This window comes from Cupriavidus sp. GW821-FHT07C08, from assembly GCF_059419025.1.
In genome coordinates this window covers 146,591-165,642 of sequence record NZ_JBWKQZ010000014.1, presented here as the reverse complement: position 1 = coordinate 165,642, position 19,052 = coordinate 146,591, and the positions used below count along the sequence as shown (strand labels likewise).

At 55.7% G+C, this 19,052-nt stretch carries 14 protein-coding genes; 9 read left to right on the top strand and 5 right to left on the bottom strand.

The genetic code is table 11. The features are described 5' to 3' along the window. Positions 1 to 728 precede the first annotated feature (728 nt). The gene (locus tag AC07UK_RS19065; protein ID WP_494686179.1) at positions 729 to 3,068 is read left to right on the top strand and encodes a DUF6351 family protein; all 2,340 of its coding nucleotides are present in this window, start codon (positions 729 to 731) and stop codon (positions 3,066 to 3,068) included. A gap of 244 nt (positions 3,069 to 3,312) precedes the next feature. Here the strand turns inward: AC07UK_RS19065 and AC07UK_RS19060 are convergent, their stop codons facing one another. After that, positions 3,313 to 4,725, bottom strand: a complete 1,413-nt coding sequence (locus AC07UK_RS19060; RefSeq protein ID WP_454742948.1) for an IS4 family transposase — start codon at positions 4,723 to 4,725, stop codon at positions 3,313 to 3,315. A gap of 736 nt (positions 4,726 to 5,461) precedes the next feature. On the opposite strand from AC07UK_RS19060, the gene AC07UK_RS19055 reads away from it, so the two are divergent. The 8 genes from AC07UK_RS19055 (at position 5,462) to AC07UK_RS19020 (ending at position 15,070) form a co-directional block, all read left to right on the top strand. After that, a complete protein-coding gene (locus AC07UK_RS19055) occupies positions 5,462 to 6,772 on the top strand; it encodes a GDSL-type esterase/lipase family protein (protein WP_494686177.1) in 1,311 nt (436 codons plus the stop codon). A 223-nt stretch (positions 6,773 to 6,995) separates the two neighbouring features. Beyond that, positions 6,996 to 7,853, top strand: a complete 858-nt coding sequence (locus AC07UK_RS19050) for a helix-turn-helix domain-containing protein (protein WP_494686176.1) — start codon at positions 6,996 to 6,998, stop codon at positions 7,851 to 7,853. A gap of 271 nt (positions 7,854 to 8,124) precedes the next feature. After that, complete coding sequence (locus AC07UK_RS19045; RefSeq protein ID WP_494686175.1) at positions 8,125 to 8,832, top strand: Crp/Fnr family transcriptional regulator; 708 nt, start codon at positions 8,125 to 8,127, stop codon at positions 8,830 to 8,832. Positions 8,833 to 9,211: 379 nt separating this feature from the next. Next, positions 9,212 to 11,401, top strand: coding sequence for a DUF6351 family protein (locus AC07UK_RS19040; RefSeq protein WP_494686174.1), 2,190 nt, complete (start codon positions 9,212 to 9,214; stop codon positions 11,399 to 11,401). Positions 11,402 to 11,987: 586 nt separating this feature from the next. Continuing rightward, positions 11,988 to 12,881, top strand: coding sequence for a LysR family transcriptional regulator (locus AC07UK_RS19035; protein ID WP_494686173.1), 894 nt, complete (start codon positions 11,988 to 11,990; stop codon positions 12,879 to 12,881). A gap of 298 nt (positions 12,882 to 13,179) precedes the next feature. Then, on the top strand, positions 13,180 to 13,923 hold the full coding sequence (locus AC07UK_RS19030; protein WP_494686172.1) for a glutamine amidotransferase: 744 nt from the start codon (positions 13,180 to 13,182) through the stop codon (positions 13,921 to 13,923). Positions 13,924 to 13,941: 18 nt separating this feature from the next. After that, the gene (locus AC07UK_RS19025; protein ID WP_494686171.1) at positions 13,942 to 14,685 is read left to right on the top strand and encodes an aspartate/glutamate racemase family protein; all 744 of its coding nucleotides are present in this window, start codon (positions 13,942 to 13,944) and stop codon (positions 14,683 to 14,685) included. Positions 14,686 to 14,692: 7 nt separating this feature from the next. After that, the gene (locus tag AC07UK_RS19020) at positions 14,693 to 15,070 is read left to right on the top strand and encodes a RidA family protein (protein WP_494686170.1); all 378 of its coding nucleotides are present in this window, start codon (positions 14,693 to 14,695) and stop codon (positions 15,068 to 15,070) included. A 150-nt stretch (positions 15,071 to 15,220) separates the two neighbouring features. On the opposite strand, the gene AC07UK_RS19015 is transcribed toward AC07UK_RS19020, so the two are convergent. The 4 genes from AC07UK_RS19015 to AC07UK_RS19000 all read right to left on the bottom strand — a co-directional run bounded on the left by AC07UK_RS19015 (position 15,221) and on the right by AC07UK_RS19000 (position 18,916). Continuing rightward, on the bottom strand, positions 15,221 to 16,138 hold the full coding sequence (locus AC07UK_RS19015; protein ID WP_494686169.1) for an SMP-30/gluconolactonase/LRE family protein: 918 nt from the start codon (positions 16,136 to 16,138) through the stop codon (positions 15,221 to 15,223). A 17-nt stretch (positions 16,139 to 16,155) separates the two neighbouring features. Beyond that, positions 16,156 to 17,127: a Bug family tripartite tricarboxylate transporter substrate binding protein gene (locus AC07UK_RS19010; protein ID WP_494686168.1), complete on the bottom strand. Its 972-nt coding sequence runs from the start codon at positions 17,125 to 17,127 to the stop codon at positions 16,156 to 16,158. A gap of 68 nt (positions 17,128 to 17,195) precedes the next feature. Then, positions 17,196 to 17,567 (bottom strand): AtuA-related protein, encoded by a 372-nt coding sequence (locus AC07UK_RS19005; RefSeq protein ID WP_494686167.1) that lies wholly within the window; start codon positions 17,565 to 17,567, stop codon positions 17,196 to 17,198. Further along, a complete protein-coding gene (locus tag AC07UK_RS19000; RefSeq protein ID WP_494686166.1) occupies positions 17,564 to 18,916 on the bottom strand; it encodes an acyclic terpene utilization AtuA family protein in 1,353 nt (450 codons plus the stop codon). The genes AC07UK_RS19005 and AC07UK_RS19000 overlap by 4 nt, the downstream gene beginning before the upstream one ends. Positions 18,917 to 19,052 lie beyond the last annotated feature (136 nt).

Here is a 19,052-nt window from a genome sequence, read left to right as displayed (position 1 = left end):
CATTAGAGGCGCAATTCAGGTACATCGCAAGCCAAATTGGGGCCGGCCTATGACGGGAGAGACGCCCCAACGCGACCTGCTTACCAAAAGCGCCTGATGTGCATCAACCACAACTTGGCAGTGAGCGCCTCGCCTTCGACGTTCCAGTCCGCGATTCCACACTGCATTGCCCTGCACCGACCACAGTGACCGCAATTTTCCCATTAATGAATGAGCGGGCTTTCCGAGCTTTCAATCCTGCCCGACCGCCTCGTCTGTAGCCGCGGCGAAGCAACTCTCTAGTCGTAGATGGGATGGTCAAGCTTTGCGATGAGAGCACGGTGCTTAGGCTCTAGCACTCGATGCAGTCGGACTGCACTCCTCCCGGCTCGTTTGTCTGACTTCGGGTCTCTTCTTGCACTACCTGAGCCGCTGAACGCAGCATCGTGTAGCCCCAATTTCTCCTCTCGGCCAGTCGATCTCAGCGGTGCTTGCCAGTAGGGAATATCCCTCGCTTTTGCCATAGCAACGCGCGAGGCTTACATGGAACTTACAGTCCCCGGGGATCGAAAGTCAGCATTCCGAATGCTAACTACTATTTCCCGACGGGACGAAGCCGGGACTCGGTTCACGCAGCACGCATCGTTCCGCAGGGCAATTCCCCAGCCCGAAATGCCCCTCCATGGACAGTCAGGACCACGACGAGACTCTATGGTTCTGGCCGTAGTGAAGGAGCGAATCAAGCCGTAATGAAGGCACCTATGGTGTGTTGTCCTGAGCAACAGAGCACTGTCGGATCGTTGGTGATCTTCCACACGGCGGTGTCTTCCAACCATAATCTACAGCGAGACGAGATGCCGATTACTAAACCCATCGTCCTGAGCGCGCTAATGACAACCCTGTTGCTACATGGCTGCGGCGGGGACGACGCCAGCCTGGCTGAAGAGCCAGCGGACGCTCAGCTCAGCGTGCTATCGAGTCGCCCCGACATGGTGAGCGGCGGAACCGCCCTAGTTTCCGTTGCGCTTCCTTCCGGGGTTACCTTGGAGCGGGTCAAGGTGCTGCGCGGAAGCACCGACGTCACCAAGAACTTCAAGCCGTCCGGTTCGTCGCTGGTTGGCCTTGTCAGCGACTTGCAGTTGGGTGAAAACAAAGTGAGCGTGTCCATTGACGACCGTCCCAAAGGTCAGCTCAGGATTCTTAACTATTCTCGTAACGGACCGATCATCTCCGGACCGCAGCAGACTCCTTGGCTCTGCGAAACCGAGAAGTTCAAGCTTCCCGATGGCACTACGATGGGCCAAGCACAAGACGAGTTCTGCAACGCGCCCACCAAGGTCTCGTACATCTACATGCCAGAAGGTGGGCAGGCCTACAAGCCACTTCCCTCTTTGGGCACATTGCCAGCGGACATGTCAAAGACCACGACATCCGACGGAAGGACAGTGAACTATATAGTTCGGGTGGAAACAGGCACTGTGAACCGCGCCATCTATCAATACGCCATACTTTTTGACCCCGCGACTGAGGCAGAGCCCACGCCGACTGCACAGTACAAGGGGTGGAACGGCAAAATGGTCTATGTGTATGGGGGCAGCGCCGCATCGGGTTACCACCAGGGAGACTTGATATCCTCGTCCCCGACGGACATCCTCGCAGAGAAAAGCAAGCTCTCCAAGGGTTTTGCGGTCGTGACCTCGACCTTGAATATTTTCGGAGTCATGGCGAACGACGTGGTGTCAGCGGAAACCACATCCATGGTGAAAGAGTTATTCATCAAGAAGTTCGGCCCGGTGAAATACACGATTGGCACTGGCGGCTCGGGCGGGTCCATGCAGGTCCATCTTATCGCCAACAACTACCCCGGACTTTTAGATGGCATTGCACCAGCTGCGAGTTTTCCGGACAACCATTCCATGGTTCAACCGGCGATAGACTGCGCGGTGCTGGCTCGGGCGGTCAACGAATCCGGAACGGCTTGGAGCGATGCCCAGAAAACAGCCGTTGCCGGCTTCAATACGTGGAATACCTGTGACAGCCCAGCGGGGGCATGGACGAACAATTTCGCACCAATGTGGTTGCAAGCTACGCGCAGCTCCATCCCTCTTTTCCCATGGCAGGACGGCTTCCTCGATGTAAACAATTGCAGCCTGGCTCTGCCGGTGGAGTGGATCTACGATCCCGTAACCAACCCTGCAGGACTTCGCTGCGACTTGTATCAAGCTATCCGCAACCAGGTTGGGATTGACCCTGCGACCGGGCAGCCCGCGCGTGCCTACGACAACATTGGTGTGCAATACGGCCTGAACGCATATCGAGTGGGGACGATCTCGGCGGACCAGTTCCTCGTGCTGAATGAGAAAGCTGGAGGCTACGACAACGACGGACTGCCTACCAGCGCTCGAACTGCGGCCAGCCCGATGGCACTCAAGAATCTTTTCCAGTACGGAAGGATCACGAATGGTCAGAACCTCGGCAGTATCCCGATTGTAGACAGCCGTACAGACCCTGGTCTCAGATCAGATGTGCATGACAGCGTGAGATCCGTGGCGATGCGCGCGCGCTTGGTTCGCGCGAACGGCAGCGCGGGCAACCACGTCATCCTGAGGAGCAATGGCATGCCGTTGCCTCCGGGAGCTGGAAGCAGCACAAGCATGGACTCGTTCCTGATGCTCGACCAATGGGTGTCCAATATCAAGAACGACACGAAGAAGTATTCCAGCCCACTAGCCAAAGTGACCGCCAACAAGCCCCCGGAACTCAATGACACGTGTCAGGATCCTTCGGGAGCCTTGATCACGGAACCCGCCGACGTCAACAACTCCGGACGGTGCGGCGCCGTGATGCCGTTCTACGGGGATCCTCGCATCGCCGCAGGCGCTCCTCTGACCGGAGACGTTCTGAAGTGCCAGCTCAAGCCGATTCAGGATCAAGATTACCCTGGAATGAGGGGCGATCAACTGGCGCGCCTACGAAACATCTTCCCGCACGGCGTATGTGACTACTCATTGCCCAGCGTTGGCGCCGAAGACTTGCTCGGTACCTGGTTGACCTACCCGTCGCCGGGGATTGCGAAGCCACTAAACTGAACGACGCCTGACGATACAAGCACTCGACTGAACGCGCAGTTCCTGCAATCACCGAAGGGGTCGCAGGTGCGGGTTGCCTCATCCCGACCGAGTCAAACAGAAGCCCCGAAATCGCGAGATCTTGGGGCTTCTGGTCTCGAAGGCCGCGCAATTTCAGGCACAACACCCATCAGCACTTCCAGGGGAGTCGGCCCTCCAGCCCGAGGTCAGAGACGTCGCAGCTATCGGGTTGCCCGGCTTGCGATTACCCACAATTTTTGGCGAGCTCGAACCCGAGCTGAATATCGATAAGTCTTCGTAAGCCTCGCCAGATCACGGTATTGCCTGGTGGGGGATCGTTAGCGCGTGCCAGATAGCCGCCCAATTGGGCGAGTTTGATGATGTACCGGGTAAGAGGCTCGGCAGTTGATGTCTTCGCGGTATCTTTGACCAACTGATCGAGGCGCTCCATTTCTGGCGGCGTTAATCCGATTTCTGCCGGTAGACGTGGGGTGGCTCGATGCAACATCGTCAGCCAAAAGATACGCCAACTCACAACACAGAATACGGCGATCAGATTCGCCAGGCGGTCGGCGGTACGCAACATGGAGTCCTCTGCCTTGCAGCCGGACTTCAGGATCTTGTGGAACACTTCAATTTTCCATCGTAGCGCGTACCAGTCCAGCTTCTCGACAGCTTGCCCGCGGGTGGTCACCGGCAAGTTTGTGATCAGCTTCCACTCTATGCGCTTCCTTCCTGCCGGTGCGCCCCGTTCAATAGCATGGATCACCGTTAGGCGCAAAGCAGGGTAACGTCGTTGTTTGCCAATCGGAGGCAACACTGTTATGCGCCGATATCGTAGCTCTAGTACCGCCCGATGAGCCTTGCCAGTTTGGTCCCGGACTGTAATCCGATGTACGCCTTTAACCGGAACCTCATCCATCTCGTTTGCGATCGTGTGGCTCCCATCCCCAGCGAGCCGGTCAACGCAGGTACGAACCAAAAAGTTGGTTTGAAGCTCCTCGGAAAGGCAGAAGAGTTCGTAAATATCGCTCTCACGATCGCCAACGTGAACGCACCGTTGCGGTTGTTCAAGCAGTGCCGTTGATTGCCGTAGATTTTCGAGCCACCGGTAGCTCTCCTTTTCTTCGATCGGCACGCGTGTCGGATTGATCTTGCGCTTGAGCGCGTTGCATCCTTTGAATTTCTTCCGCGTCCAGAATTTGACAGCGGCAAGACCCAATGGGACCCCTTGTGTGGTGACCGCTAGACTAGAATGCATCAGAATCCCACAGACCGTATGCGTCGAATTTCGGCCAGAATCGCCCTTGCGGGTTGCGACTTTGTGCGTCGAGCCAATCAGCTCTGGCCGCTCTCGTTTGTATGAGAATTCGGTCGTATCCTGCAATATCAGGACATGACCTTGCGATGCGGTGAAGCGGCTTCGAGTTGCTTCGAAGTGTCCTCTCAGAATATCCTGTTCACTGACCTTGGGATTGGAGAAGAACCTATAGGCTGCCTTCGTGTTGCACCAGTCCTGAAAGGCCATCGGAATGCTTTGTCCCATACAGGACCACAAACGCTCAAGAACCAACCGGAATCTCTTTCCCAATCGCTCGTCGCGGAACTGACTTCGTCTAGTCTCTTCATCCAGCCACGCATTGGTTTTCAACTCCATGGCCCCATTGCCTTTGCCGCCTCCGCTCGCCATCTCTCGTTGTTGTCGAATGTACACGCAACAACGTTAACAGAATGGCTCTCTGGTTAACAGAGGCAATCGACCAAATATTTGTGGGTAATCGCAAGGTTGCCCGGACGCTTACCAGCTATCGGCCTCGGCGTGTAAAGATCGTTGCCGATGGGCTGCGTCGTAACGGTTCGTCAGTAAGCCTCGATCGCCACTGTGGTACCGAGCGTCAGCCACTGCGCTGGATTGCAGCAGAGGGGCACACAAAGAATTTCACTTTCGAACTTCGTGACCAGTCCAAGCGCTTTTCCAATGCTCTTGCCGCAGCGGGGATTGGTCCCAGCAATGTGGGGGCGCCCTGCTACCGCGAAGGCCAAAACTTATCATTACCATTCTTGCTGCATGGCGCGTTGGCGCTGTTTGTCAGCCCCACATCACCGCTTTCGACCTCAAGGCCATTAAGCACCGATTCACAACGGGTCATACGAAGAGCGGGAAACTGACTAAATCGCCTCTTCCTGCCGTTGTGATAGTTGCCTAAGCTACGCTCGTTGCCCCCTTCTCGCCTCTGCGCAAAAGGCAACCCTCCCATCTGTCTTAGGGTTTTCCCGCAAAGTTTGCCATTTCCACCTGACCCGCTTACACGAAGCTTACAAGGCCACCAGACATCAAATCAGAGAGTCTCCGTCTCCAGTACAAGGTGCGTACAACTACAGAGGAGACGACCATGCGTAAGTTCTGTATTGCCCTGTCCCTAGTCATTGCGACAGCCCTCGCGGGCTGTGGTGGGGGTGACAATGACACTCCACCATCCTCTGCATCGCCGCCGACACAGACTCCAACATTCGAGGTTGCTGCCTTTGTCGCGCCTCAAAGCGATCTTCTTGAGGAAACCGGCTTCGCCGGCTTAGCACCAAGCTCCCCACAGTTCAAGGAACAAACCATTCGACAAGTTGCTCACCTATCCACAGGCGGCAGCGCACTGAAGATCAAGTTTTCGAACTTGTTCGGCGTAGAGCCGCTGACCCTGGACAAGGTCCACATTGCGCACAACCTTGGAAACGGCAGCATTGATGCTTCGACAGATAAAGCGCTGACATTCTCCGGCAGTCAATCTGTGACAATTCCTCCCGGGTCCGAAATGTACAGCGACGTTATTGCATATCCAACAGCCGCCTTTACGGACCTTGCTGTGAGCATCTACATGAAAAATGCGACCGTCCGAACGGCTAGAAGGTTTTCCTCAACAACGACCTACCTCGGGACGGGCGACTTGACTGCATCGGCCGCAATGCCAAGTGCTACAAAACTGAACGCAATCCACTACATGTCTCAAGTTGTTGTGGTCCGCGAAAGCAAAGTCAACGTCGTTGTAGCAATGGGTGATTCCATCACAGAGGGAGCTGGATCCAGCACTACTGATGCCTATAATTCCTGGCCTGACCAGTTAGCAAGGATCGCAAATTCTCGCTTCGAAGTTTCCGTTGTTAACGCTGGTTTAGGCGGAAATCGATGGGTAAAAAACGTCTTTGGTCAGTGCGGGCTTTGCAGACTGGATCGAGACGTATTGTCTGTACCGGGTGTCACTCACGTCATTATGTCGTTGGGCGTCAACGATATTGGCCTTGGGTACTATTACTCGAACACCTTCAAGGATCCGAGTCAGTTGGTCAATGCCAAACAGATTACTGACAACATCCAAGCCGCTGTGGACAAGGCCAAGGCTAAGGGTATCAAGGTGTACCTTGGCACGATTACGCCATTCAAAGGCACCTACTATTACACCTCCGGGCAGCCTGGCGAAGTCCCCTTTGGCGCAACCGTTCCCTACAATGGCGAGCAGGTCCGTCAGGACGTTAATGCATTCATTCGAGCAAACAAGACAATTGATGGGTTCATCGATTTCGACAAGGTCATGCAGGACCCTTCGGACCCGCAAAAGGCGCTGACCGCGTGGACGTTCGATGGCACACTGCATCCCAACGACGTCGGGTACGCACATATGGCGCAAGCAGTTGATGTCGAGACCCTTCGCTAGGCTAGACGTAAACAGTCTGAAACTTCCGGCTGCATCTCGAAAAATGGGAGACAGCCGGAAGGACAGTCGCACCGACCCCGTGGGTCCCAGCCCCTGGATGCGAACCGCTCTGCACAATTGATGCTTTCCCCTTGACGTTTTAGCAATGAGGGAGGAGGCTGCACACCCAGAAGATGCTGACCCAGCAGAAGGAAGATCCAACGCGGCATTGAGGGAGACATGCATGGAGGTGCAAACGGAGTTCCCTGATGGGTGGTTGCAACTCGCCCAACCCTCTCGGTGGGATGGATTACATATCAATCACTTAGTAGCCCCAAGCTACGAAGGTGAGTTCCAAACTTCCACGGTAATCGTCTCGTTCATCAAGAAGGCAGCGCGCACCTCTGAAGCGCCCTCTATATCAGGCCGCTGGAAGGAACTCGGGATCACTTCCGGAACGATTTGCTCTTTGCCATTTCACTATGGAGACAGGATAAGGACAGAAGGAAACGTCGAAGCGATCAATTTGTTTGTCGATTTTTCTTGGTTGAAGAGCCGTCTTAATGACAGCCTTAATCTATTGGACAGGCCACTTTATGGCATGCATGATAAAGTGTCTCAATGTTTGATGGAAGATATATACAAGGACAATCAAGCCGGGACACCCAATGGCCTTGTCTATTCCGAATCCTTGGCATTGGCCCTGCTGCATCGACTAAACGCGAAATCGCTACAGAGGCCTGTGGACATAAGAGTTCAGCGAGAACAGCGAGTCATCGGCCTTGCCATTGACTATATCCACGCGAACTTGCATGAATCTCTAGCATTGGCCGATATTGCTCGAGCGGCTGGCTACGAAGGCGATCTCTTCGCATTCCTTCGGCTTCTGAGGCGATACACAGGCAAACCACCTCATCGATACATTTTGGACATTCGCCTTGAAGTGGCAAAAAAGATGCTATTAGGAGGCAAGCACACCGTCACTGATGTAGCACTATCTTGTGGCTTCGGTAATATGAGCCACTTCTCCACTGCTTTTAAACGGCATTGGGGAGTAACACCTTCTGCGGTACTTCGGTCTCCAACGCAAGCTAGCGTTTGACAACGGACGGAGAATTCGGTACCCACCGCTCATGTAGTTCTGCTTGCGACAAGAAGGATTTTAGCGGCATGTCGAGTTCGCAGCGCTCCGTACGGCCCGGGCCGAACCGAAGGAACTAAGAGAGTTCCGCTTGTTTAGACCCCAACGGGAATTCCCCGCTGTGTGGCCATCTTTTCGGGTTCGGTACCCGCAAGCAACTCTCTACAAGACAACTATTCCGACAACGGCGCCCTCTCGAGTCAATGCGGCTCCCAAACCGAACATAGTGAGCATGAACAATTCCGCTCAACCGGATCTTGAAACGCTGTTTTCGGTGACTGACTGGGTGCAGCGCTTACCAGCAGCCGCAAAGCACCGAGTTATCGCGGACTCGTATGACCGCACCTACGGACCCCGTGAAATGGTGGGCCGTAGAGGCGAACTCGTTACGTCCTGGATAGGGGTAGTAGAAGGTCTACTCAAAGTCAGTACAGCTACGCCTAGCGGAAGAACAGTCATGTTTACCGCGATACCTGGCGGCTCTTGGGTTGGTGAAGGCTCTGTGATCAAACGCGAACTGAGGCGCTATGATCTCATCGCACTTCGAACAACCCGCGTAATCCACGTACCACAGGCGACATTCATGTGGTTGCTCGCCACGAGTAATGATTTTAGCCGCTACGTCATTGATTATCTGAACGAACGAGCTGGCCAATTCATCGGGATGCTCGAAGTAGCCCGGATCACCGATCCCGCCGGTCGAGTTGCAGGTGCAATCTGCAATTTGTTTCACCCGGTCCTATACGCGAATGCCGGGCCGCTCTTAAACATATCTCAGGAAGAGATTGGCGAACTGGCAGGTTTGTCCCGCTCAACGACTAACATAGCGCTGAAAAAGCTTCATCAGCTTGAATTAGTCGACACCCAGTATGGCGGACTGCTCGTCCTTAACCTTGACCGCCTGAAGACATTCGTGAACGATTGCTGGCCAGAAAGCTAACGTTCTTACCCGCACAACCTTCTCGGCGATGGGAAATCTGCTCTCCCATAGAAGCGCGCCAATCCGAGCTATCACAACTACGGTGGTGGCCGACTGAATTTCATCGCAGGATGCCTCGCTGCGGCGTGCAAACGCCTCACCGCCTGCAACGCGCCCTAGGTATAGCGCAAACGTATCCACAACTAACAGACACTGCGATCTTGCTTCCGCATCGCAGCATCCAGTAGGTCCCAATCCTCCTTCCAATCTGCTCGGGGCACCAGGCTGAGGGCTCTTCGGGTCCATTCATCAGGGTTACTCCTACTCGACATTGTCGGGGCGCAAACAATGTCTTGTTCAGAGACGAACTATTCTGCGAGCAAACTAGGAGGAGACAACCATGAAATCTGTTTTTAAGTCTCATCGAAGTGCTGCGGTGCTTGCAATCATGGCAGCGACCCTTCTTGCTTCCTGTGGAGGCGGAGACGATGAACGCGTGGCGTCGGTCGTAACACTCTCAAACAGAGCGGATATGGTATCTGGTGACGATGTCCTTGTGGAAGTCGTCCTTAAGCAAGGGCAAGATTCTGCTCAGGTTAAAGTTACTTTAAATGGAGACGATGTCACTAGCGCCTTCTCGAAAGGGACGGACGGTAGATTTAAGGCCATGCTGACTGGTTTGAAAAGAGGGACGAATCTGTTGGCTGCCAAGTACAAAGGAGGACCCGTTAAAGCGCTAACAATAACGAACTATCCCATTGGAGGACCGATTTTTTCGGGTTCCCAAATGCAGCCATGGATCTGCGAAACGGATACATTCGGGTTGGGCCCGTCAGTTGATGCCCAGTGCAACGCACCGAGTCAGGTCGCGTACGTCTACAGATCGAAGGATCCAGCGCAAGTGAGTTTCCTTCCGTTCGATCCAAAAAACCGCCCTACCGATGTGGCGACGGTTACGACGGACACGGGAGTGACGGTTCCCTATATTGTTAGAGTCGAAACTGGGACGGCAAATCGCGGCATATACGTCATTGCCTATATCGCTGATCCGGCTCAAACAGCATCACCGCTGAATCCCCCAGCAAGCTGGAACGGAGCGCTGGTCTACGCGTTTCGCGGGGGTGCCTTGCCTCAGCATCGCCAAGGCCCAATCGATTTCAACAAAGCGAGTGGCTATAACAATCCGCGGGATACTGTTCTGCAGCCGACGGCGGCCGCCGCTTTGGCCAAGGGGTATGCCGTGGTGACCAATACTCTCAATCACTTCGCGCAAAACACCAACAGTGTCACATCCGCTGAGACCGCGATCATGATGAAGGAGAAGGTCGCTGAGCTTCTTGGTGAGATTAAGTACACGATTGGCATCGGGGAGTCTGGTGGCTCAATTCAGCAGAATCTGATCGTCAATGCCTATCCTGGCATCATTGACGGCGCTATACCAAACGCCACTTTTACAGATGTTTGGTCTACGAACACGGAGGTTCAGGATTGCTCGCTGCTCGCGAGATACTTCGACGCCAACCCTGGCATGTGGTCGAACGTTTCGCTGCAGAACGCAGTGATGAGCAACGCTAATCTGACGCCCGGGACATGTAGGTCATGGATTTCCTCGCACAGATTAGATACAGGGTGGATGAATCCAGCATCCCCTGCATGCTTCAATGCCAACCCTACTTTGAGCGCAACACCGAATCCGAAGGAGCCTTGGGAGTATGACCCTGTCACAAATCGCAAAGGCGCGCGCTGTACATTGCAGGACTACCAGGCAAACACCTTCGGTTTGCGCGACGACGGCTTCGCTCACCGTCCGTACGACAACGTCGGGGTGCAATACGGTTTGGCAGCGCTCAATGCCGGAACGATCACAGCAGAGCAGTTCGTTGACTTGAACGAACGTATCGGGGGTCGTGATATTGACTGGAACTGGACGGAGTCGCGAGCCCTCGCAACGACGGAGGCCCTCGACAGGGTTTACCGATCTGGGCAATACAACCTAATGAACAATGCAGCCAGTACTCCTATCATCGACATTCGTAGTTGCACCAATACTGAGATCCACTCTTGCTTCAATACTTTCAAGCTTCGGCGAAGGCTTGAAAACTCAACCGGACAAAAAACCAGTGCAGTTCTGCTGCTCAACAAACCAGCGCTCGACAATATTGAGCTGGATATCATGGCGGCATGGTTGCGGGCGGTCAAGGCCGACAACAGAGCCGGTTCTTTGACCGAGAAGGTGGCACGGAACAGGCCAGCCGACGCTGTCGACTCTTGCTGGATTAACGGTAGCCGTGTGACAGATACCGAGGCGTGTGCCGCAGAGAATCCGTACTTTGGAGAGCCTCGGATGGGTGCTGGGGCGCCCATTGACGCCCCAGCTGCAAAGTGTCAGCTCGCACCACTGAACCGCGCAGGCTATGGCGTGACGTTTTCAGATTTACAGTGGGCAAGGATGCAGACGGCCTTTCCGCAAGGTGTATGTGATTGGACCAAGCCTGGGGCCGGTCAAAGTGGCGCTGTTCCATGGCTTTCGTATGTCAACGGTCCTGGCGGCGAACCCATACCTGCAGCGCCCGTAGCTCGGGATGAATAGCTGGCCACAAGTGCCTTCTGGCTGCCAACGCCAAGAATGCCGTGCTCGCAAATGTCAATGACACCGACTCTGCGAGCGAGGCTTAGGATGCTGACGAAGGTGCGGAGATGGAACGCACCATAGCCGGGAAAGCTCTTCTCGCCGGCTCCCCACAGCAAAAGTTCAAGATCTTGCCTGTTTACAGAGGCTGCTCAACGCAACCCCACAAAAAGGCTGAGTGCACTGCGCTGACAAAGCCAGGAGGCATACGCCTTCTGGCTTTGTCAAATTCGTCCGGCGTCAAGAGGCTTAATTTCCCCCTCCTTGGCGTTCTCCTTCGCAGCCTGACTTCACCTATCAGACATGGCAAAGCGCCGACGACGCCGCGGTTTCCCGCGGCGCCGGCGCTACCGCTCCTTCCCACGGATCTCGGCGAGCGCGGTTTGACGTCCTTTGACTTAGCCCTCCTGGAGCCGCTTTCATCACATATTCGTACCAAGTCCATGTGTTTCCGGCTGCCGCAAGGAGGAATCGGTGAGAACTGGCTCTCACGCGGCCATCCTGTTGTATGCTAGAAAATGAAAGTTCACGCAGTAAATTTCCCGAAATGAGAAACGTCGACCTTGATGATCTTCACATCTTCCGCTCCGTTGTACGGGAGGGCGGTGTTGCTAAGGCCGCTGCCCGCCTTAACCGTGTACCGTCCAATGTAACGACACGCATAAAGCAGTTGGAGGACCGCCTTGGGGTTTCACTGTTCAGGCGCCAAGGTCGCAACCTCGTGATCACGGAGTCAGGTCGCATACTCCTCGGCCATGCTGAGCGGCTACTGAAAATGGCAGACATTGCGGAACAAGAGGTCCGCAGCGGTATGGCGGGTGGCGTCCTGCGACTTGGCACCCTGGAAAGTACTGCTGGCGCTCGGTTGCCGCCGCTGCTGTCCGCCTACCATCTGCAGAACCCCGGCATGTCGATCGAGCTTCAGACTGGCATCACCGACGCGTTGTTGCGCATGCTTGAACGATTCGAGATTGATGCAGCGTTCGTTGCGGAGCCATTTGAGAAGGGGCGCTTCTCCAGCATACCGGTCTTTGAAGAAGAGTTGACGCTCATTTCGGCCAAGGGCGGCCCCAAGATCCGCAATGCGAGCGACTTGAGTGGCCAAACCATTGTTGTATTTCCACATGGCTGCTCTTACAGGCGTCGCCTTGTCGAATGGCTTGCAGAGGAAGGCGTATCTCCGGGAAGAATTCTGGAGTTTGGGTCCTATCACGCTATCGTGGCCTGCGTAGCGGCGGCAACCGGAGTAGGCATTATCTCGGCCGAACTGCTTGAGCGAGCAGTATTGGGAACGGCAGTCCAGCGCCACCCCCTGCCTTCAAGGCTTCGCGGCAACCGGACACACCTAATATGGTCGGACGATCCCAGCCCACCGCTGCAGGCTCTAATGGCACTTTTGCCAATGCTGCGTAACAAGCGACAGATGGAGATGGCAGCCTGAGCTCCAAATGCGCTTGCGGTCGCACTACGTTAGCCCTACCTGGCAAGCCTTCGACCAACGGCATATGAGGGGAAAAAGTCACACTCCCCTTCTCTCAAGCGCATCGGCGAGGACGAACAGCCGGCAATGGGGGGCATGTAGTGGCCGCGCTCGGCTCGCATAGGCCTATGGCAATTCGCCGCGGTCAGAGCCGCACTCATCATTTCTTTTTTAGAGAATTGATGATCAATATAATTCACTATTCAGAATCATCCAACAAGCCTAGACTGCGACTTGGTCGACGATCCAGTGTTGCCTCATGCGCCCCAACCCACTTCTTCTCATCCAGGCGGGCACACCACCTGCGGACATCCGCGAGCGCGAAGGCGACCTGCCAGACTGGTTCCGGCGGGCGCTTGGCCCACAGGCTGACGGGCTAGAAGTGATCCGGGTATTCGAGGGCGAGCCCCTGCCTTCGCCGGGTTCCCACCGGGCAGCGATCATTACTGGCTCCTGGGCGATGGTCACCGAGCGGCTGGACTGGAGCGAAGCCACGGCGCATTGGATTCGTCAAGCAATGGACGTCGGCATGCCCTTGTTCGGCGTGTGCTACGGACACCAGTTGATGGCCCACGCCCTGGGCGGGCAGGTCGGCTATCACCCCGCGGGCCTGGAAGTGGGCTGTCAGGAGATTGAGGTGCTCCCCGCCGCCGCATCCGACCCACTCGCGGAAGTTCTACCCTCACGCTTCGCGGCCCATCTGACCCATCTGCAAACCGTATTGACGCCGCCACCAGGAGCCGCGGTCCTGGCCAGATCGTCGCATGACCCGCACCAGATCGTGCGCTATGGACCGCATGCGATCTCAACCCAATTCCACCCCGAATTCACTCCCAGCATCTCCGCTGCCTGCGTGAAGCGCCGCGTCGACATGCTGCGCAACGAAGGCCGCGACCCCGAGGCGATGCTGAACGATTTGCGTGAAACGCCTATTCCCAAAGACTTGCTGCGGCGCTTCGTTCAGTCCTACGTTGGCGAGCTGGAAGCCCACACCACCATTTGAGTAAAGGAAGCCCTTTCCATGGCACTGAAGAAAATTGGCCTGATCGGAGGCATGAGCTTCGAAGGCTCAGCCGTGTACTACCGAAAGATCAACGAAGCGGTGAACCACGCGCTCGGAGAGCTGAACTCGGCGGAGATCCTGCTGGATTCAGTCAACTTCCAAGACATCGTGGCAATGCAGAAAAGCGGCCGCTGGAACGATGCCGGCGAACGGTTGGCCAAGGCGGCACGCAATCTGAAGGCGGGCGGCGCGGACTGCGTGATGGTGTGCGCGGTCACCATGCACCTAGTCGCCGATGACGTAGCTCAGGCTACAGACCTGCCGTTTATCCATATCGTCGACGAAATGGCCAAGCGCCTGAAGGCGGCGGGCTGCAGCAAGCCCCTGCTGATCGCCACGCGCTACACCATGGAAAACGGCTTCTATCCCGCGCGCATGAAGCCTCACGGCATCGAGGTCATGGTGCCCGATGCGGAGGGACGAACACAGATCCACAACATCATCTTTGACGAGCTGAGCCTTGGAAAGATACTTGATAGCTCCCGCGATGTGCTGGTGACGCTGATCGAGAGGGCCAAGGCACAAGGCGCTGATTCGGTCATCTTTGGATGCACAGAGATTTGCATGATTCTTGAAACCGACAAGTTGCCTTTGCGGGGCTTCGATTCCACCGCTGTACACGCCGAAGCCGCCGTGGCATTCGCCTTGGGCAACTCCGACAGCCACCCTGGTGTGAGTGTTCCTTCCAAGCAAGACAAGTAGACAAGCCATGAAAGAAATCCAAACCTCTCAAGCGCCTTCGGCCATAGGCCCGTATTCGCAAGCCATTGCGCATAACGGATTCCTGTATGTCTCCGGCCAATTGCCGCTCGATCCGGCCAGCGGCGCCATCGTCGGTGACGACGCAGCAACGCAGGTCGTCCAGTGCCTGGCTAACATCCGCGCCATCGTGCAGGCCGCTGGCAGTGACATGAACAAGGCGGTGAAGACCACGGTGCTGATGACTGACCTAGCTGAGTTCTCGGCCGTGAATGAAGCCTATGGACAATTCTTCCATGCACCCTACCCGGCGCGGGCTACTTACCAGGTCGCAGCGTTGCCGAGGAGCGCGCGCGTCGAGGTGGAAGCCATCTTCGCCTTCGACTGACTCGCCTCCCCGGTGCTGCCTGCACGGTTCATAGCATCCTTACCTAAGAAAATCACTTGACGCGACACAGCCGCACTCGTTGGCCAGCGCTGCAAGTAGACTCACACACTTCTACAGGAGCGTCTGGCTCCTTAGCGCCCGACAATTCTCCTACATGTGGGAGAACATCGGGTTTCCGGGTACGGGGACGTCGGCCGCAAGGATCGTCCCTGTACCCGATTCGGTAATGTAAAGCGTCTTGTTGTCAGGCCCGCCGTATGCAATGTTCGTTGTGAACTGCATTCCCGGCGCTCGCACTCGATGCGTCGGCTCCCCATGACGGTCCACAATCCACACCGAGCCTAAGCCGACGTGTGCAATAGCCAGGCCACCCTCAGCGTCGAGTGCGAGGCCGTCCGGACCAGCTCCGCCCGATAGCTGGACAAAAACGCCGACCTTCGTTGCGTTCCCATTGCGGTCAAAGGGGACCCTCCATACAGCGTTTGCACGAGTGACCGCAAGTAAAACGCAGCGTTCCTCGAGATCCATAACGACCCCATTTGGACTTGGAACATTGCTCAGCAGGCATGATAGACGTCCATCGACCGTCATTCGGAAGAGCCTTCCCGACGGATCCTGCAAACCTGATGTACCTTGGTCCGTGAAGTAAAGATCTCCGTTAGACGCGAAGAACAGGTCATTCAGAGCTTTGAAGTGCTCCACGCCGTATCGCTCGAGGATCCGCGTGACTTTTCCGGAATCAGGGTCTACGGTGACCAAGCCAAGTTTGAAATCCGAAACGAACAACCTGCCGTCACGATGGACTTTGAGTCCATTGGGCCAACCGTCATACTCTGCTACAAGCTCGAAATCTCCTCCTGGTGGAATACGAAAGATGCGACCATTGGGAAGATCTACACAATAGAAGTTGCCGTGCCGGTCAAACGAAGGCCCCTCCAAGAGAGACTCGCTAGGCGTTCCGGCCGGCTGTCCGGAAACCCAGTCTGGATTTGGCACACAAGCGCGCCAATGACCGGGTAGTTCCGCAACTTTCTTAGCCTCAATAATAGGTGGCGGTTTAAAAAACATCTTGCGGCCTCTTTCTATTAATCCATCTTCAAACCAAGCTCTTTGATGAGAGGCCCTAGCTTTTCGGTCTCGGTATCGATCATGGCTCCCAGTTGCTCAGGTGTACTCGACGTAGCCGCAAGGCCAAGCTCAAGGAATCGCTTCTTTATATCAGGCATCTCCAGCACCGCATGAAGGTCTCCTTGCACACGCTGTTGAACATCCCGGGGCAAGCCGGCAGGCGCCACGATAGCATGCCACAGAGGCGCATCCGAGTTCTTTAGTCCCATTTCAGTCAGTGTCGGCACTTCGGGGAGCACGGTCACCCTTTTCGCGTCACTAGTTGCCAAGGCGCGCATCTTGCCTTGCTTGACGAACGGCAGATTCGCAGCGACACCGTCCATTGCAAGATCAATATCTCCACCGGCGAGCGCTCTTGTCACATCAGAGCCACTCTTGTATGGGACATAGACGAGTTGAATCTTCGCATCCCGACTAAGCCTCTCAACCGCTAGTTGCAACCCGACCGTTCCGCCTCCTATCGTGTACTTGCCAGGGTTCGCGCGCACAAGGGTCAAGAATTCCTTAAAAGTCTTCGCGGGAAACTTCTCGTTTGCAAAAAGAACGATCGGAACGGTCGCGACGAGCGAGATCGGTGTGAAGTCTTTCTTTACGTTGTAAGATAGTTTCGAAAACGTAAATGGATTAACGGTCAATGTGGAGTTGACAGCCTGTAGCAATGTATATCCGTCCGGTGTAGCGCGCGCAACCTCACTCGCACCGATTGCTGTGTTGGCGCCAGGCTTGTTGTCTATGATGACAGGCTGCCCCCAACGTTCGCTCAGCTTTTGTCCAACCGCACGAGCAACGGTATCGGCCGGGCCTCCTGCAGCAACAGGCACGACAATCCTCACTGGTCGACTCGGCCACTTCGCCTCGGCCGCCGCTGATTCCGCAACAAATGCAGCGACCAGCATAACGGCGTGCATACAGAACCATGTTCTTTTCATGCTTTTTGTCTCCTGAGATATGTTGTTTGATCCCCCGTACTTTGGGGACCTCAGAACTTGTCAGTCTGTCAGTCCACTTCTGGCGCCAGGTACTGAACCAGATCGCTATCGACTTCGATGAGAGTGTCAAGCAACATGAAAGACAAGGCTTTTCCGTGGGTATCTAGGTTTTTTGAATGGTTCACGCCTCCGTCAAGCACGTTGTCGATGACGACATTCATGGCGTGAAGATTCGGTAGCAGATACCGAGTGACAGCGCTCGGCTGCCTGTCACGGAAGATCTGTGCCACCACTTCCGCGGTCACTTGTTGGACGATCGTATCGAACAACGCGGGATGCCATGCAATGACACTGATGTTGGACCGGTCGCCCTTATCCCCCGTGCGGCCATGTGCGGCCCGGTACAGGGGAACGCTGTATTTTGAAGTGATGGTATTCATTCGATGATCTCGTAGTTGGATTGGATTGCCGAGCGCGGGACGTAGCACGGCAGAGTATCGAGACGTTGACGGAGTCCTGCTCGAACACCACCTCCGCCTGCGGGCCCGCACGTGTACAGGGCGGTTACCTCACGTCCGACGAGCTCTGCGACCTTCTGATCTTGGTGTACAGCTGCGACACGCAATCGGACATCTCGAGCTGAACCCTGTGGCGTTCGGGCAAGCCGGCGTCCGGCATCGTCCCCATGAATGCTGAGAACCCCAATCAAGTCAATTCGGAGGTCCAACTTAGCTCCAAGCCTATGCTTTACGATGTCGGCGGCCAGCCGCGCTCGAGCCTCAGCTCGCGGGCCCGCGTAGGAAATTTCTCCCTCTCCGAGCCATCCACCATCCTGGCAGACGAGAACTTTTAGCGTACCAGGCCACTCTCGACCTTCGACACCGCTCACCCTCACGCAGTCCGGCCCGATCTGCTCGACAACGCTGTTCGAGATGTCGGAGATTGCGTCCGGTGCGAGATAAGCGCTCGGGTCATCAATTTCGTAAAGCATCTGTTCTCTTACGACCCGGGTGTCCACTAGCCCGCCAGTATTGTCCGCTTTCGTGATGACACAATTGCCGTCAGCATCGACTTCCGCGATCGGGTATCCGATGTCAAAGAGATTTGGCACGTCTTTCACGCCGGGATCGGCAAAGTATCCGCCCGTCACCTGAACCCCACATTCAAGTAGGTGGCCAGCCATTACAGCTCTACCGCGCCTTGTCCAATCGTCTCGTGCCCAACCGAAGTGAGCGAGCAAGGGCCCTACGCAAAGGGCTGAATCTGATACCCGCCCTGTTACCACGATTTCCGCTCCGTCCAGCAAAGCATCCGCGACCGAATCAGAGCCAAGATATACGTTTGCAGCGACCATGCGCGCTTCATCAAGAGCGTCGCCTAGAGCCTCACGAAAAAAGGGCAGGTAGGTATCGCTTGAAAGATCATCCCCCGTTACAACGGCGATACGAGGTGACCGGATCCCCAAGCGAGCTGCCAGGGATTGGATTCTGCGAGCGGCCGCGCGAGGATTTGCAGCACCAAAGTTGCTCACAATCTTGATGCCGTGCCGGAGACATTTTTCCAGGACGGGCTCGAGGATATCCTCAAGCCATGGATCGAAGCCCGCTTCCGGGTCTTTGCGTCGCTCCAACTGGGCAAGTGCGAGGGTACGTTCGGCTAGCGTTTCGAAGATGAGACACGACGGCAAGTTGCGTCGAATCAAAGTCTCCACCACAGGAACTGCGGCGTCGCGGCGATCTCCGGAGAATGCGGAGGCAGCACCAATAAGGAAAGAGGATTTCGAGTTCACGGTGGCGTAGTCCAATGTCACAAGTACATGACAGGACTCTAGGCGCGCCCTCGACGACCGTCCAACTCAAAGATTGGATGGTGGCCATTCAATAACGAAATGGATGTCTATTCGTTGGCGCCACGTCGCCGGTTGT

Coding starts and splice junctions, on each gene's coding strand:
- AC07UK_RS19060 (WP_454742948.1), bottom strand. CDS start 4,725: ATGGAGTTGAAAACCAATGCGTGGCTGGATGAAGAGACTAGACGAAGT.
- AC07UK_RS19005 (WP_494686167.1), bottom strand. CDS start 17,567: ATGAATACCATCACTTCAAAATACAGCGTTCCCCTGTACCGGGCCGCA.
- AC07UK_RS19010 (WP_494686168.1), bottom strand. CDS start 17,127: ATGAAAAGAACATGGTTCTGTATGCACGCCGTTATGCTGGTCGCTGCA.
- AC07UK_RS19015 (WP_494686169.1), bottom strand. CDS start 16,138: ATGTTTTTTAAACCGCCACCTATTATTGAGGCTAAGAAAGTTGCGGAA.
- AC07UK_RS19035 (WP_494686173.1), top strand. CDS start 11,988: ATGAGAAACGTCGACCTTGATGATCTTCACATCTTCCGCTCCGTTGTA.
- AC07UK_RS19030 (WP_494686172.1), top strand. CDS start 13,180: ATGCGCCCCAACCCACTTCTTCTCATCCAGGCGGGCACACCACCTGCG.
- AC07UK_RS19065 (WP_494686179.1), top strand. CDS start 729: ATGAAGGCACCTATGGTGTGTTGTCCTGAGCAACAGAGCACTGTCGGA.
- AC07UK_RS19045 (WP_494686175.1), top strand. CDS start 8,125: ATGAACAATTCCGCTCAACCGGATCTTGAAACGCTGTTTTCGGTGACT.
- AC07UK_RS19040 (WP_494686174.1), top strand. CDS start 9,212: ATGAAATCTGTTTTTAAGTCTCATCGAAGTGCTGCGGTGCTTGCAATC.
- AC07UK_RS19025 (WP_494686171.1), top strand. CDS start 13,942: ATGGCACTGAAGAAAATTGGCCTGATCGGAGGCATGAGCTTCGAAGGC.
- AC07UK_RS19050 (WP_494686176.1), top strand. CDS start 6,996: ATGGAGGTGCAAACGGAGTTCCCTGATGGGTGGTTGCAACTCGCCCAA.
- AC07UK_RS19020 (WP_494686170.1), top strand. CDS start 14,693: ATGAAAGAAATCCAAACCTCTCAAGCGCCTTCGGCCATAGGCCCGTAT.
- AC07UK_RS19055 (WP_494686177.1), top strand. CDS start 5,462: ATGCGTAAGTTCTGTATTGCCCTGTCCCTAGTCATTGCGACAGCCCTC.